The sequence below is a fragment of the Bacillus sp. FSL K6-6540 genome (assembly GCF_038007545.1).
This window is the reverse complement of record NZ_JBBOXH010000001.1, coordinates 761,141-776,841: the sequence shown is the minus strand read 5'-3', so window position 1 is coordinate 776,841 and position 15,701 is coordinate 761,141. Positions and strand designations below refer to the sequence as shown.

The window sequence follows — 15,701 nt, the reverse complement described above, 5'->3', positions numbered from 1 at the left end:
GAATTTATTCATGCCCCAGCTCGTAGTTAAACCGAACAACCGTCAGCTCGCCTTTGATGAAATTCGCCTCTCCGTCTATGCCGACCGGACTCTGAAAGGATTGGACATGCTCGATAAGGAGCGTCTGCTTCGCGGCGTCAATGCCAAATTGCGCGGTGAGCAAGTTACCGGCGAAGAAATCAGCAGCGCCTTCACGATGTCCGCCCTTGAGCTTGTAACCAAAGAGGAGCCGAATTGGAAGTTTGCGGCTGCGCGTTCGTTTCTGACCTCTTTATATAAAAAAGCGGCTACCAACCGCCGATACAAAGCATACCCGGAAGAACCATACGGTGCCTTCTACCCGCTCATTACGGAGCTTGTACAGAAAGGCATCTATCGCGAGGACCTTCTGACCAGCTACACCAAAGAACAAATCGAAGAACTCGGCGAATGCATCGATCCAAGCCGCGATCTGCTGTTTGATTACATCGGTCTGTTGACGCTGGCTGAGCGTTACCTGGCAAACGACTTTGACGGTCGCGTCATGGAACTTCCGCAAGAACGCTACATGGTCATCGCGATGTTCCTCATGCATAACGAGCCTGCCGACAAGCGTCTTGACCTTGTCAAGGAAGCCTACTGGGCCATGAGTAACCTGTACATGACGGCGGCTACGCCGACCATGTCCAATGCAGGTAAAAAAGTAGCCGGCCAGCTGTCCAGCTGCTTCATCGATACCGTGGACGACTCCCTGGAAGGAATCTTCGATTCCAATACGGACATCGCCCGTCTCAGCAAAATGGGCGGCGGCATCGGGGTATACCTCGGTAAAGTCCGTGCACGCGGCTCTGACATCCGTGGTCACAAGAATACCAGTTCCGGCGTCATCCCTTGGATTCGCCAGCTGAACAACACCGCTGTTAGCGTTGACCAATTGGGAACTCGTAAAGGTGCCATCGCGGTTTATCTGGATGTGTTCCACAAAGACATCCTGTCCTTCCTGGATCTGAAGCTGAACAACGGCGACGAGCGCATGAGAGCGCATGACGTGTTCCATGGCGTATGTCTGCCCGACCTGTTCATGGAGGCTGTCGAAGCTCGTGAAGAGTGGAGCCTGTTCTGTCCGCATGAAGTGAAGAAAATCATGGGCTGGAAAGACGAGAACGGCCGTCCGCTAGGTCTGGAGGACTTCTATGACCATACTCAAGGCGAAGGCGAATTCCGCCAAAAATACGCGGAAGCCGTAGCGAACCCGCTGCTGCCGCGCATTACCGTACAAGCCATCGACATTATGAAGCGCATCATGAAGTCCCAGCTTGAAACCGGTACGCCGTACATGTTCTACCGCGACACGGTCAACCGTGCGAACCCGAACTCGGCTCATGGCATGATCTACTCTTCCAACCTGTGCACGGAGATCATGCAGAACCAATCTCCGACGGTCGTTGAGCAAGAGGAGCTGGTTACGAAAGACGGCCAAACCCGGATCGTGATTTCCAAAATCCCTGGCGATTTCGTTGTCTGCAACCTGAACTCCATCCACTTGGCTCGTGCCGTACCTGCCGGTGTGCTGGAGCGTCTCGTTCCGATCCAGGTTCGCATGCTGGATAACGTCATCGACATTAACAATATTGAAGTTCTGCAAGCTCAATACACCAACAGCCAATATCGCGCGGTCGGTCTCGGCACCTTCGGTCTGCACCACTTGCTGGCCCTGGAAGGCATCCGCTGGGAATCCGACGAAGCCGTTGCCTATAATGACAATCTGTACGAACACATCAACTACCTGCTCGTCAAATCCAGCATGGAGTTGGCCAAGGAAAAAGGCCACTATCCGAAATTCAAAGGCTCCGACTGGGAGAGCGGCGAGTACTTCACGTTCCGCGGTTATACCGACGGCGAGCATGAAGGCAAGTTCGTGACCACCGAACAGTGGCGTGAATTGCAGCAGGAAGTGCAAGCGAACGGCGTCCGTAACGCATGGCTGTTTGCCATCGCGCCGAACGGCTCCACTTCGATCATCGCGGGTTCCACGGCGAGCATCGATCCATTGTACGAACTTCTGTCTTATGAAGAAAAAACCACTTATAAAGTGGCGAACCCTGCTCCGGATCTGTCCGAGAAAACGATCTGGTACTACAAAACGGCTTTCTTGATCGACCAGCATTGGTCCATCAAAATGGCTGCCGCCCGTCAGCGTCACGTTGACCAAGCGCAAAGCTTTAACCTGTACGTACGCCCTGATATCCGGGCTTCGGAATTCCTGGAGCTGCATCTGCATGCCTGGAAAGCCGGTATCAAATCCACGTACTATGTACGCAGCCGTGCGTTAACGATTGAAGAGTGTGAGTCGTGCGCAAGCTAAGAGTTTAGATTAACCTTTTTCGAACCCACCCAAACCCTCCCTTCCAAGGGAGGGCCCCAAGGGCTCTGCCCTCTGGACACCCGCAAGGTGGGTAAGATGTGAATGAGGCGCTTCTTAAGTTACTTTAGTGGCTAGGAGCGCTTTCTCCCTGCGGGAACGCTGGAATGCGGCGCGGGGACTTCTGAGTTACTTCGTGCCATTTGTTGAGTTACTGTCTGCTGGGACCGCTCTCCCCTTGGGAATCGCTTTTCATGCGGTGCGGAGACGAATGAGTACTTCGTTCGATTTGTTGAGTTACATCTTGCTAGGAGCGCTTTCCCTTCGGGAATCGCTGGAGGCTTGGTTCAATACAAGCATCGAACGGCTGCATGCGAGGGTTCTCGTATAGCGGGCGGGAATTAGCTTTCTAACTAAAAGACTACAAGGGTAAGGGTATCCAATCGGAAGAGTTTACGTCCGCCTTTGGGAGCCCTTTGCAACCTTTACAATACATTCAGGCAAAGGGCGGACAACAGCGGCTGGAGATGGATACCCGTCCCGGTGTGATACCCGGTCCATGAATATGCCGCGAGGTGTCCCTCAGCTTCGCCTATGCGCCGCCCTATTATGAAATACAAGGAGAGAAAATCGGCATGCAAATGCAAAAGATATTTAACACCGAAGCACCCAACCGCTCCACTCGCGTCATTGAAGGTGAATGCTCCGGGATCCTGAACTGGAACGACATTCGGATGCCTCATATGTATAAATTGTATAAGGTTCTGCTGCTGAACCACTGGATCGCGGATGAAATTCCGATGTCCAAGGATGCGCAGCAGTTCCCGCGTCTGGACCCTGAAGAGCAGCGCACCTTCAAAATCAACATCTCCCTGCTGGCTGTGCTCGATTCCATGCAGACGATGTTTGTCGGCGACGTGAAGCGCTACTTCACTGACTCGTCGCTCGAAGCCATCTCGGCCATCATCGGTCAGCAAGAGGTGGTTCACAACCAATCCTATTCCTACGTGCTTTCCTCCATCGTGTCGGAGCAGGAGCAGAAGGAAATCTTCGAATACTGGAAGCATGATCCGGTTCTTCTGGAGCGCAACCAGTTCATCTCGAACATTTACCAGAATTTCCGCGACAATCCGTCGCCGCAATCCTTCTTCGAAGCCATGGTCGCCGACCTGATCCTGGAAGGGATTTTCTTCTACAGCACGTTTGCCTTCTTCTACAACCTGGCCCGTGACCAGAAGATGATGGCAACCAGCCAGATGATCTCCTATATTCAGCGTGACGAGAACCAGCACTGCTACTTCTTCGCCGAAGTGTTCAAGCAGCTGCTCAAGGATTTCCCTGAGCTGAACACCAAAGAGAACATCGACTACCTGTACCGCACCATTGACCGTGCCGTCGAGCTCGAAACCAACTGGGCCCATTACACGCTCAGCAATGTGCGCGGCATCGATCTGAACGAGTTGAGCGATTACATCAAGTACATCGCGAACCGTCGCATCACCATGATGGGTCTGGAAAAAGCTTACGAAGGCGTAGACGTCAACTGCATGCCATGGATCAAGCCTTTCTCCGACGAAGCCCTCAACGCAACGAAAACCGACTTCTTCGAAGCCAAATCCCGTAACTACGGCAAAGTGGGCGACGACAACGGCTTTGACGATCTGTAAGTTTCCTTCATATACACAAAACCTCCGAGGTCCCCTAAACAGGGATCCCGGAGGTTTTTTTATGCCTTTATATGACGGCTGCAATCCGTTCCTCTACATCAAGCGTTACCCCCTCGCGGCCCAGACCTCAATCTCCACCTGAAGGGACGGCATCGCCAGTGCCGGCACGTAGGCCATCGTCATGGACGGCGCCTTTCCCCCGTGGAATTTCTCCCATACCCGGTGGAAATGATCCCAGTCGACCTCCTGAACCGCCCAAATGTTGATTTTGACGATATGATCCGCCGACATGGTTTCCGAAGCCAATACCCGCTGAATATTCGCCAAGGTGTTCTCTACTTGCTCCTTCATATCGGTCGGCAGCTTCCCCTCCCTGTCGGTCCCCACCTGGCCGGAGAACACCAGCAGCTCCGCCCCTCTCGCAACCTTGGTTACATGGGTATACGGACCGATCGGCGGGGCGATGACGGTCGGATTGAACCGCTGAATCGGGGGCGAGGCCTCCTCATCCTCTTCATTCAACAAAGCCAGTGTCTGATGGTCCTCCCACTTCCCGTTAATCTTCACGTTTTTCCTGGCGATGCCTTCTTTATGGAAGCCGGATTTCAGGAGCACTCGGATCGAGCCTAAATTATGCGGCATCACGCCCGCTTCAATCCGGTGAAACTTCAATTCCTGAAAGGCAAACCTCACCACCATTTGAACGGCCTCGGTCATGTACCCCTTTCCGTTATGGTCCCGATCCAGAAAATAACCGATCCAGCAGCTCTGCAAATTCCCCCGCACCACTTCCGTCAGCATGATCTCGCCGATGATCGTTTCGGTATCCCGCAGTCCAATCATATAGAGATACGCCTGATCCGCCTTGCTGGATTCCCGGGCCTTTCGAATCCGTTCGAGTTGTCCCTCAAGGGTATAGAATTCGTCGTCCCTTAAGCCCGTGAACCGTTGGAAAAAATCCCGGTTATCCACCTCGAGCTTCCATAGCGCTTCCGCATCCGATTCCTCTACCGACTTGACATAGATCTGTTTTCCTTGCATGAACATGGTCTACCTCTCCTTTGCTCGTATCATTAGAAACACAAAAAAAACACCACAGCGCACCTGTGGTGTACATGCCGATCTATGCAACCACAAGCCAGCGACCTGTGGTGTTTTTAATTCCACTGCTCCCTCATTTCAGTCAATAGCATGAAGGATCCTTGATCGCCGAATATCCGATTTTGGACAGACTTCTCCCGTCATCGGACCGATCAAAGAAAACAGCGGTGGAGTATCCCATGCCTTTGGACAACGACGCCAATGATCTTTTTTTCATGTGAATACTCCTCCCCTCTGCCTCGTGCAGTTTCAAGATTCTAAACTCATCTATGTTCAAAAAGTAAAAAGTATCTTGCTTGATTGCCCACTAATTCCATCGTTTCCATCTAACCATAGAATACATGATTCTAAATGGAGGATCAAACCCGTTAAGCTTGATTCACATGACCGTTCCCTTCGGATTGCCTTTGGCCGGGCCTCTCCCCTGCTTGATATGCTTCAGCTGGGCCACAATGATGACGCTGATGACCACCAGCAGGAACCACGAGCTGATTTTTCCGATATGCACCAGACTCCATGTCCGTTCCTGTCCCGGATAGGTCCAGGCCCCGAGAAACGTGGAGATATTCTCAGCGATCCAAATAAAAAAACCAATCAACAGGAACGACAGCACCAGCGGCATGCGCAAGGTTTTTCCGTCAACGTCGAAATACACCATGGTTCTGCCAAACACCACGAACAACAATGCGGTCAGGAGCCAGCGCGCATCCCATACGTAGTGATGGGTAAAGAAATTGGCGTAGATCGCCGCGCTGATCAGCACGGTCAGCACAGGCAGCGGCCAGCCGGTAATGCGCAAATTCATTCGCCGCCAAGCCTGGCAGATATAACTGGCTACGCTCGCATACATAAAGCCGCTGTACAGCGGAACGCCGCCGATTTTGCTCCAGCCCTCCTCCGGGTAAGACCATGAGCCCATATGCACTTTATACAGCTCCAGCATCAATCCGATGACGTGAAAGACGCAGATAACCTTCAGTTCATCCCATGTCTCCAACTTGCTCACCAGCATCCCGATTTGCGCCAAGACGCAGATGAGAAGAATGAGATCATACCGCGGCAAACCCGGAATCTCAATCACCTTGGTCAGTCCCAGCGCGCCGAAGATAATCACCGGAAATAGGCAGGACAAAGCCTGCTGATAACCGAAAATCCACAGCTTCCGTATAAATTCCATAAGCTCCTCCTAGCCCCTGCAATCGTATACTTCACCCTACCACAGACCGCGAATTGAATAAAAGAACAGCTTTGTCATATTTCATCCAAGCCATGGAGCGGATAAACAAAATAAGAGAGCAGCCCCTACAGCTGCTCTCTCATCGGTTAACGGCCTATCCGACGATCCTTAAGGTTATACATGCGTCATGCATGCTCTTAGGTTCAACCCTGTTCAATCGCTAGATTATATTCGGGTTCCCGGCATCTTGGGCCGGTCTCAACAGCCTGAAGGCTCATCCTCTTCATACAGCCGGGGCATGCCCGGTCAGAGCGCGACATGGCGAGTCGATTTTTTCTTTTTGACCCGTAACAAAAATGTAAGAGGTATGGCTACCACCGCCACCATCGTGCCGATCATGAACACGTCATCAATACCCATGGTTGTTGCCGCACGCGGAGTCACAGTTCCGGCGCCCATGTAATAGGATGTTCTGGTTACCACCAGCGCACTGAAAATGCCGATGGATAACGAAGCCAGTCCCTGGCGCGCCCAGTTCGTAATGGACGATGCATGGCCTGAGTACTCGCTGGACACCGCGCTCATCGCGGCGTTCGTTAACGGCATGTTGCACAGCGCTATGCCGAGGCAGCGAACCAGCTGCAGCATGGAAATGTACAGAACCGACGTATTCGTGCCGATCCCGCTGAAAGCCAGCGTAGCGGCCACAATGATAAGGACACCCGTGATGACCAGCCGGAACGGACCGATCCGGTCATAAAATTTGCCGATAATCGGCGATGCCGCCGCCATGACGATCGCGCCCGGCAGCATGATCAATCCGGTATCCATCGGGGACAGCTTCAGCACGGTCTGCAAATAGAGCGGCACCAGCAAGGTTCCCGTATAGAGGGAGATCGTCACGATACAGTTCAAGATCAAGCTGTACCGGAATCGGGGAAATTTGAAGACCTTCAGCTGCAATAGCGGGGACGAAATACGCAGCTCCCACTTAATGAAGAACAGCAGCAGCAGAATTCCGGCGACGAGCAAGGAGATCGTCTTCCAGGATCCCCAGCCCCAATCGTTGCCATGGCTGAAGGAGAGCAGCAAACAGGAGCTGCCCGCCACCACCGTCAAGAAGCCGAGGAGATCGAAAGTCTTCTTCCCGGTCAGTCGATAAAAAGGAATGAATTTGCTTACGATGACGATCGATATCAGGCCGATAGGGACATTCAGGATGAAGATCGATTTCCACCCGAAGTATTGCACCAGCCATCCGCCCAGGGTCGGCCCGATCACCGGCGCCAGCATGGAAGCCAGGCTCCACAGGCCCATGGCATAGGCCTGCCGCTCGCGCGGAAACACCTGGTAGATGATCGTCATCGTAATCGGGATGATCATCCCGCCGAAAACGCCTTGCGTGATCCGGAATGCGATCAATGTTTCGATGTTCCAGGCGACAACGCATAGCAGCGACGAGAGGGTAAACCCCGTCAATGCAAGTACGAACAGCCTTTTATAACTTAACTGGTCCCCCATGTAGCCTACGATGGGGGCCACGATGCCCGTTGCCAGCAAATACCCGGCCATCAGCCATTGGGTGGTGCTTAGCGTGGCATGAAACTGTTCCATCACCACCGGAAAGGCTACGTTGATAGTGGTAATGCTCAGCACCGCGAGAAAATTGCCGAAAAACACGGCGCTCATAATTAGCCAAAATGAAGATTTTTCGTCTGTGTTCACAAGAAGCCTCCTAAACAAAGTAACCCCGCCCGGATCTGATGAACAGAACTGGAGGCAGGATTACTTAAACATAATATTATCATTTACTCCGTTGGAAATAACTTTCGGCCAAGCAATCGCAGCAAAATATACAGGTTATCCGCCTCGTCCTCATCCAGCTGCTTGAAGGATTCCATAACGGCATAGTCCCCCTCGCTGCGCGCGTCGAGCACCAGCTGCCGGCCTTCTGCCGTAAAATTGACATAGTGGCTGCGTCCGTCACTCGGATTCGGCGTACGAATCACCAAGCCCCGTTGTTCCAACGCATCCACCAAATAAGTAATCGTTGCAGCTTTAAGCTCCATGTGCTCAGCCAACCGGTTGGGAAGCCACGGTCCCTGCTGCTCGATCAAACTTAGGATTTTATACTGATTCATCGTCAAATCGTTCTTTCTTAAATGACTCAAGAAAGACACGACCCGATGCCTCGTCATTTTATCTGATAACTCACGATACATGTCCATGAGTCTCTCCACGCTTGCTTCTCTTCCGTTCTCCAGAGTTTTTCACCTCGTTCTTATTTTAGTTCAATGATTCTAACTTGTAAACACCATTTTCATGATTTTCATTCTAATTCATCCCAATTATTAATCGCAAATGGACTAATTACTTAAATTATTCGAAGTTTATTTCAGAGATCTGAACAATCGTAATTCTTATAATTTGTACCATCTACGGAGGAAATCTCTCATTCGTTCCCCTGACACGAAACGTCCAATACAATAACAGGCCTCCAATGTAAAAAAGGACTCGCAAGATCTAGCGATCTACGAGCCCTTATCTTTCCCGTTTATTCCTCATCGTCCGCAAACAATTCATGCAGCATCGCTTTCCGGCGATTCACGAATTCCTTCGTGATCATGTAATGATCCGTTTCCTCGAGGCTCGTCTCTTCCACGCCTTCGGATGTCAGCTTGTAGATGATCGAATCCGGATAAGCCATGACAATCGGCGAATGCGTGGAAATAATAAACTGCGAGTCTTCATGAACCAGGTCGTGGATACGTCTCAGCAGCGCCATTTGGCGAAATGGCGACAAGGCCGCTTCCGGCTCGTCCATGATGTACAGTCCGTTGCCGCCGAAGCGGTGCAGAAACGTCGCAAAGAAGGATTCCCCATGGGATTGATGATGCAGCGACTTTCCGCCATAAGACTGCCAAAGCCCCAGCGAATCGACCTCGGAGGCCACATTATAATAGCTTTCCGCCCTGAAAAAGAAGCCGTCCCGCGGCTTCCGGACTCCTCGAACCGTACGGATATATTGATGCAGCACAGAATGCGTCTCCGCCGTAGAAAAAGAGAAATTGATGGTGCCTCCTTCCGGATTAAACCCGAGGGCCGCGGCAATCGCCTCCAGCAGCGTGGATTTGCCCATGCCATTCTCGCCTACGATATAAGTAACCTTGGGATGAAAATGAAGACCGTCCATAGCTGCTACGGCCGGCAAATTAAAAGGATATTCATGAAATGTCGGAACACGATCCCTCATCAACGCAACGCTGCGAAGATAGGCAAGCATAGCCGTGTGATCCAAGCGCTTTCCCTCCTTGATATACGGAACCCTATAGTTATAGTCTACTATATAACATTCCAGCTTCGGTTCCAATTCAGGATCATCGCCCGATGCAGGCTGCATTCTACGACGCATTCCTGAGGGAATGAACCCGGGAAGCCCTGCTGCTCTGTCGATAACAGGTAGGAAGCTCCTTCCCGCAGTGGATGCCCTGATATTCAAAAAAATGCGCCATCACAGGGCATGCCGGCACCTGGAATGACGCACTTTTTCATCCGATATTGAATCAGTTGGTACGATATGCTATTCGCTTACGATAAATTCATAGAGCTCCTCGACCTTCTCTTCCGTCAGATCGCCGCTGTTATCAAACACCTTGATGGACGTTTGCGGAATATCCCAGTTCACTTCCGGAACGAAATCGACGCGCTTCTTGAAGTCGTCCCAATGATCCAGCTTCCACTGATCCCGCTCGGTCTGTCTGTCAATGATCCGTTCCTTCTGCAAATCCATGTCCTTGAGCGCAACCACGATGACCTTCACGTCAACGTCGTTCTTCGTTAATCCCGCGGATGCGATGACCTCTTCAATCCATTCGCGGTTCTTGAGCTCCGCCGTGAACGGCGAGATCATAAAGACATTTTGCCCGGCACCCAGGTTCTCGATGCAAATATCCTTGGTCGTATCATATTCCAGATCGCGCAGATTCTCTTTATAGAAGGAAGAATCGCGGTCGTTCGGATCCAGTCCGTTGCTCTCCAGGAACTTCTCGACAAACCGTCCCCCCACCGTATCACGGTCGAGAAATGCAGCCGGTATGCGGACTGCAAGCTTCTTCGCTACGGTTGTCTTGCCTGTGCCGGCCACGCCGACAAAAAACACTAGCTTTTGCAAAATGGTATCCCTCCATATGATCTATATCGCTAGAACACCCCTGCCGTCACTCACGCTATCCCTATGCGCGTTCTGTCCGGTAACGGGTTTCTTCAATCAATTCCTCCATCGCGGAGGCCAAACGCTCCTGAAGCACTTCCGCTACGTCAAACCCGCCATCCTCGGTACGCGCCACCTGGGCATCCACGGCGTACACGCCGCCCAGAATATGGCGGGCTCCGATCGAGGACAGCACGGGCTTGAGCGAATAATCAATCGCCAGCAAATGCGCGAGACTGCCGCCAATGAACATCGGAAGCACGATTTTGCCAGCCAAGCCTTTTTGCGGAATCAGGTCTAAAAACGTCTTAAGCACGCCGGTAAACGAAGCTTTATAAACCGGACTTGCCACAATCACGGCATCGGCCTCAGCCACAAGCCCGTTGGCTTTGACGATATGTTCGCTCTCAAACTTCGTATGAATCAAATCCTCAGGGGGCAGCCCGGCCACGTCGATCCGGCTCACCTCGAAATTGGCCGCAGCTAGTGCCTGCTCCGCAAAATCCATAACCGCATTCAATCGGGATCCGGCTGTAGGGCTCCCATTAATAATAACAGCTTTCGCCATAATCATTCACCTCAGCTTATCTTATAATGTCACCATTTCATGCATGCGTCAGATCGCTATGTAGGGTCCTCTCGATATAGAGTCAGACCGCCATAGCCTGTATCTCAGAAAAAAAGACTTTACAGGATACGGCAAAGTCTTCCGGTCAGTAGTCGCTCTAACATCCGACGTCAACCAGCATAAATCAGAGCAAACTTGTCAGAATTAGTATCATCGTATCAATGTGTCCGCGCTTTTGTCAATGCGGCAGACGCGTCAAACCGACGTTTCCTTATTGCTCGCATCATATAACCGATCACGAACCAGGTCCCCCAAGCGAACAAGGTTTTAGATCGACACCTAGCCCCTCCCTAGATCAGGACATCTCGCTTCCTCTCTCGGCAAGCAGCGGCGAGTACATCATAAGCGCATGGTTCTCGGTAATCCACTCATCCCGAATCCGTTCGCCTTCCCTGTTGAACACTTTGCGGCCAATGACGTTATGCCTCGCATATCCTCCCCAAACTTCCTGGGTAATGCGATGGTCCCGCTCATATACTTCATAGCGATGCAGCGGAGCGGCGCTGGATCGCCATTCCCCGATCAAATCCTCCTCTGATACATATACCGACAGCTGGTATGTATCGTTCGTCGGATTATAAATCTGAAGGTCCAAATAATTATAGGCGCACGTAGCGCCGCTCCCGAACGGCTGGGTTCGGTTCGCATCCGGAAATACGTCATAGCTGTGCCGATGCCGTTCTTTCACTTCCAGAGGGGTGTGCAGCGTCATCCAGTATATGAGGTTGGACAGCTGGCACAGCCCTCCACCCACGCCGGCCTTAAAGCCTCCATAGAACAGGACCATGCCGTCGACATACCCTTTCCTGCGGGTCGGGCGTCCAATGCTCCTCCAATAGGACAGCGTCTCTCCCGGACGAACCAGCAATCCATCCAGATGGCGCACGGCCAGACGCAGGTTGATCACCTTATGATGCTGATACCACATATCAACGTCCTTGAGCTGGCGTTTCAGCGGGGTTTGGTGTGTGAACACCGAATATCGCAGCGGCTCAGGACTTTGCGTACGGGCGATGCCGCCTCCCTTCTTCATCCATTCCCAATAACGCCGGTACGTAAAATACTGCTTGCCTGCCCACAGGCGGAATTTTGAACGCTTGACGGGTTTCATCCGTGACCGTTCCCCCTTGGCCGTATTGATGTAATTGGAAATATTTTACCACAATAGCCCAAAGGACATCGTTAAAAATCCGTAACCCGCGCATTTGCGCACGACCTTTCACCTATTCTGTTCACAACCGGCACCCTGGACTGGGCGAATGCATAGAGATAAAGCATCGACGTTCCATGAATAACATCCCGTATACCAAAGGAGGAATGAAATGAATCCCCAACAGCCCATTCCATACGTAGGCTCCAAAACCGAATGCAAAGAGCAGCCCATCGCTTTCCCTCCCCAGCATCAAAACTGCCAGCCGGGCCTTGAAAGCCTAATGTCACCGCGTCCGATCAGCGAAGATCCCGCCTACCGGGGCAGCGGTAAACTGGATGGCAAAATCGCCATTGTGACCGGGGGGGACAGCGGTATCGGCAAAGCGGCCGCCATTGCCTTCGCCAAGGAAGGTGCCGATCTGGTCATCCCATACTTATATGAGACTTCGGATGCGGAAGTGACGAAGCAGCGGATTGAATCACTCGGCAGACGATGCCTCTTAATGAAGATCGATCTGCGCTACAAAAAAAACTGCGAAGCCGTGGTTAACGAGACGATCGCCTGCTTCGGCAGAGTGGATGTTCTCGTGAACAACCATGCCGTCCAGTATGTGCAGCGCAGCATTCTGGACATTACGGAAGAACAGCTGCATCACACCTATCAGACGAATATCTTTCCGTTCTTCTTCATGATCCAGGCTGCGCTGCCCCATATGAAAGCAGGGGCATCGATCATCAACACGGCCTCTATTACGGCCTATGACGGTTTAAAGGAACTCATCGACTATTCCTCAACCAAAGGCGCCATCGTTTCCCTTACCCGATCCCTGGCCCTTTCGCTGGTCGATCAGGGCATCCGCGTCAACTCCGTCGCGCCAGGCTCGGTCTGGACGCCGCTCATCCCTTCCAGCTTCTCCGCCGATGAGGTTGCCGTATTCGGAACGAATTCGCCGATGAAGCGAGCCGCACAGCCTTATGAGCTGGCACCCGCTTATGTTTACCTGGCATCGTCCATCACTTCTTCTTTTGTCACGGGTCAGGCTATTCACGTCAACGGAGGGCAGATGGTAACCAGCTAGCATGGATGCCGCAAGCATCCGAGGATTCCACGAATAACGTGCAGAGGATGTGTACAATGAACACCGGAATTCCCAAACGGTCCGCCCGGATGGACATGGGGTTTTATGCATTAAACAAGCTGGCTAGCGCCGGTATCGTCGTGCTGCTGCTGAGTCTGCTGGATTGGGCGTGGCCGTCCGGCGCGGATCAGGCCTCGGAGTGGTTAGGCCTTTACATGCCGCAAGAACACTGGGTGTACGGTTACGCGCTGACGGCCTCTCTCGCGGCCGATGCCATACTCGCGTTCCTGCCTTCGCTGCATAAGGGGAAACAGGCTGCTGTGTATGGAGCGGTCGGTTTTCTGTTCTTCGCCTTGTTCACGGGCGGTCATCCGGAGCAGCTCTGGCTCCGTGCCGCTGCCGGAACCCTGACGCTGCTTCTGTTCTTGTGGGGAAAGCATGCATTCTCCAGCAATTCGCTGGCCACCCCGTTCTTTGCCCTGGCCGTTCCCTTGCTGTGCTGGTTGATCTGATTCAAGAGCCTATAGCCTCTTTCCCATGGAAAAAGGGCCCTCTGATGAGGGCCCTTGGCTCGTTGTTTCAAAGCGCTTCGATGACATCCCCGGCGATGACCGAGGCGGGATGCCCCCGATGCCGCGCGGCCCGCTCGCCGGCACGGCCGTGCAGCCACACGCCAAGCGCGGCTGCAGACGGACCGGCATGCCCTTGCGCCAGCAGGCCGGCAACGATGCCGGTCAGCACGTCTCCGGTGCCTCCGGTCGCCATGCCGGAGGTGCCGGTCGTATTGATGTAGATTTGTCCGTCCGGCGAAGCCACGACGGTATGCGCCCCCTTGAGCACGAGGGTAACCCCGTGCCCGGTCGCGAACCCTGCGGCGGCACCGATCCGGTCCCGCTGCAGCTCGGCAGTAGGAATGCCCAGCAGCCGGGACATCTCCCCGGGATGCGGGGTCAGCACCGTGGCCGCGGCACGCGGCTTCCAGGCGCTGAAATCGCCAGCCGCAGACAGCATATTCAGCGCGTCGGCATCCACCACCAGCGGCCCTTCCCATTCTTCCCACAGCCGGCGGAGCCACCTGGCGTCTCCTTCAAAGCGGCCAAGCCCCGGACCTACGGCCAGCACATCGCGGGACTTGGCGAGGGCCAGGACCTGCTCCGCGGAGGCCTCATTCCAGTAGCCGCCGCTCTCCTCCTCTGTCGCAGGGGCGAGCATCACTTCGGGCGCGGCTCCGCTCAGCGGCAGCACCAGACTGGCAGGGAGCGCCCAGGTTACCAGGCCGCAGCCTGCGCGGAGCGCCGCTCGGGAAGCGAGCAGGCCTGCACCGCTCATCGTGCGGCTGCCCCCCACGGTCAGGACGTGGCCGTAGGTGCCCTTATGTCCGTCCGGCGCGCGGAGGCGCGACACATCGGCGCCCAGCTCCGTCCGAAGGACATGCGGGGTGAGCAGATGCGTGCTGACGCCCTGCTCCCGGCACAGCGATGCCGGAATGCCGATGGAGCGGACCACCACCCGGCCCGCCGCCCCGGCGCCGGGGTACTGCACCAAGCCTCGCTTCAGGAAGGCGAGGCATACCGTCACCGCGGCCGAAATGCACGGCTCGTGCCGCGCGCCGGTATCGGCGTCCAGTCCGCTCGGAATATCGGCGGACACAATCGGCAGGCCGCTGTCGTTCGCGGCCTGGATCAGCGCGGCGTAAGCGCCGCGGGGCGCGCCCGTCGCGCCCGTCCCGAGCAGCGCGTCCACGATGCCGGTGTACGCGCCGTAGTCCACGGCGGCACGGCCGTGGACCAGAGCCGGGATGCCGAGCGCTGCCGCGGCATCCCGCTGCACCGCCGCCTCGCCGGCCAGCGCGGACGGCTCGGCGGCGTAGAGCAGCGTGACGCTTATGCCGGCGTCACGCAAATGCCGTGCGGCGACCACGCCGTCGCCGCCGTTATTGCCTTTGCCCACCAGAATGAGCCAGCGTTCCTGCGCCGCCAGCGCGGTGGGCAATCGCGCGTCTCCGTCGATGACAGGCGACGGGCGGCTCATCTCGATCACCCGCTCATTTCCGGTGAAAGGGCCCTCTGCCGCTGCCGAATAACCCGATAAGGAAGTCGGCCGGTCGCACCTGTCATCGACCGGCAAGTAGGCTTGATCGCTCCCGGATGTCCGAGCGGCCGCCGTGGACGGTAACTGGCTCGCGCCATGACGCTCCAGGCATAATTTCAGGACTTCCTCGGCAATCGCTTTACCCGCATTTTCCATAAGCGCGATGGCCGGAATGCCGATGCGGCGAATCGTGTAGTTATCGAGTGCCCTCATCTGTTCGGACGTCACAACATACATCCAAGCTCTCCCCTTTGC

At 54.2% G+C, this 15,701-nt stretch carries 14 protein-coding genes; 4 read left to right on the top strand and 10 right to left on the bottom strand.

Going from position 1 to position 15,701, the window contains the following annotated elements; all coding sequences use genetic code 11:
* The first annotated feature begins 10 nt into the window (after positions 1-10).
* A complete protein-coding gene (locus MHH82_RS03365) occupies positions 11-2,344 on the top strand; it encodes a ribonucleoside-diphosphate reductase subunit alpha (protein ID WP_012818853.1) in 2,334 nt (777 codons plus the stop codon).
* Positions 2,345-2,976: 632 nt separating this feature from the next.
* Positions 2,977-4,008: a ribonucleotide-diphosphate reductase subunit beta gene (locus MHH82_RS03360; protein ID WP_036670897.1), complete on the top strand. Its 1,032-nt coding sequence runs from the start codon at positions 2,977-2,979 to the stop codon at positions 4,006-4,008.
* 105 nt (positions 4,009-4,113) lie between these two features.
* Here the strand turns inward: MHH82_RS03360 and MHH82_RS03355 are convergent, their stop codons facing one another.
* The 9 genes from MHH82_RS03355 to MHH82_RS03315 all read right to left on the bottom strand — a co-directional run bounded on the left by MHH82_RS03355 (position 4,114) and on the right by MHH82_RS03315 (position 12,235).
* Complete coding sequence (locus MHH82_RS03355) at positions 4,114-5,055, bottom strand: GNAT family N-acetyltransferase (protein WP_340963259.1); 942 nt, start codon at positions 5,053-5,055, stop codon at positions 4,114-4,116.
* Positions 5,056-5,191: 136 nt separating this feature from the next.
* On the bottom strand, positions 5,192-5,326 hold the full coding sequence (locus tag MHH82_RS03350; RefSeq protein WP_012818850.1) for a hypothetical protein: 135 nt from the start codon (positions 5,324-5,326) through the stop codon (positions 5,192-5,194).
* 162 nt (positions 5,327-5,488) lie between these two features.
* On the bottom strand, positions 5,489-6,286 hold the full coding sequence (locus tag MHH82_RS03345) for a DUF817 domain-containing protein (RefSeq protein ID WP_340963257.1): 798 nt from the start codon (positions 6,284-6,286) through the stop codon (positions 5,489-5,491).
* A 306-nt stretch (positions 6,287-6,592) separates the two neighbouring features.
* Positions 6,593-8,011 (bottom strand): MDR family MFS transporter, encoded by a 1,419-nt coding sequence (locus MHH82_RS03340; protein ID WP_012818848.1) that lies wholly within the window; start codon positions 8,009-8,011, stop codon positions 6,593-6,595.
* 83 nt (positions 8,012-8,094) lie between these two features.
* Positions 8,095-8,514 (bottom strand): MarR family winged helix-turn-helix transcriptional regulator, encoded by a 420-nt coding sequence (locus MHH82_RS03335; RefSeq protein ID WP_009589289.1) that lies wholly within the window; start codon positions 8,512-8,514, stop codon positions 8,095-8,097.
* A 326-nt stretch (positions 8,515-8,840) separates the two neighbouring features.
* On the bottom strand, positions 8,841-9,584 hold the full coding sequence (locus tag MHH82_RS03330; RefSeq protein ID WP_340963253.1) for an AAA family ATPase: 744 nt from the start codon (positions 9,582-9,584) through the stop codon (positions 8,841-8,843).
* 282 nt (positions 9,585-9,866) lie between these two features.
* Positions 9,867-10,457: an AAA family ATPase gene (locus MHH82_RS03325; protein ID WP_012818845.1), complete on the bottom strand. Its 591-nt coding sequence runs from the start codon at positions 10,455-10,457 to the stop codon at positions 9,867-9,869.
* 61 nt (positions 10,458-10,518) lie between these two features.
* The gene (ssuE, locus tag MHH82_RS03320; protein ID WP_012818844.1) at positions 10,519-11,064 is read right to left on the bottom strand and encodes an NADPH-dependent FMN reductase; all 546 of its coding nucleotides are present in this window, start codon (positions 11,062-11,064) and stop codon (positions 10,519-10,521) included.
* A 355-nt stretch (positions 11,065-11,419) separates the two neighbouring features.
* Positions 11,420-12,235, bottom strand: coding sequence for a VanW family protein (locus MHH82_RS03315; protein ID WP_340963249.1), 816 nt, complete (start codon positions 12,233-12,235; stop codon positions 11,420-11,422).
* A 211-nt stretch (positions 12,236-12,446) separates the two neighbouring features.
* On the opposite strand from MHH82_RS03315, the gene MHH82_RS03310 reads away from it, so the two are divergent.
* Positions 12,447-13,355, top strand: a complete 909-nt coding sequence (locus MHH82_RS03310; protein ID WP_012818842.1) for an SDR family oxidoreductase — start codon at positions 12,447-12,449, stop codon at positions 13,353-13,355.
* Positions 13,356-13,411: 56 nt separating this feature from the next.
* Complete coding sequence (locus MHH82_RS03305; RefSeq protein WP_036664614.1) at positions 13,412-13,867, top strand: hypothetical protein; 456 nt, start codon at positions 13,412-13,414, stop codon at positions 13,865-13,867.
* Positions 13,868-13,934: 67 nt separating this feature from the next.
* On the opposite strand, the gene MHH82_RS03300 is transcribed toward MHH82_RS03305, so the two are convergent.
* On the bottom strand, positions 13,935-15,683 hold the full coding sequence (locus tag MHH82_RS03300) for an NAD(P)H-hydrate dehydratase (RefSeq protein WP_340963246.1): 1,749 nt from the start codon (positions 15,681-15,683) through the stop codon (positions 13,935-13,937).
* Positions 15,684-15,701: the final 18 nt, after the last annotated feature.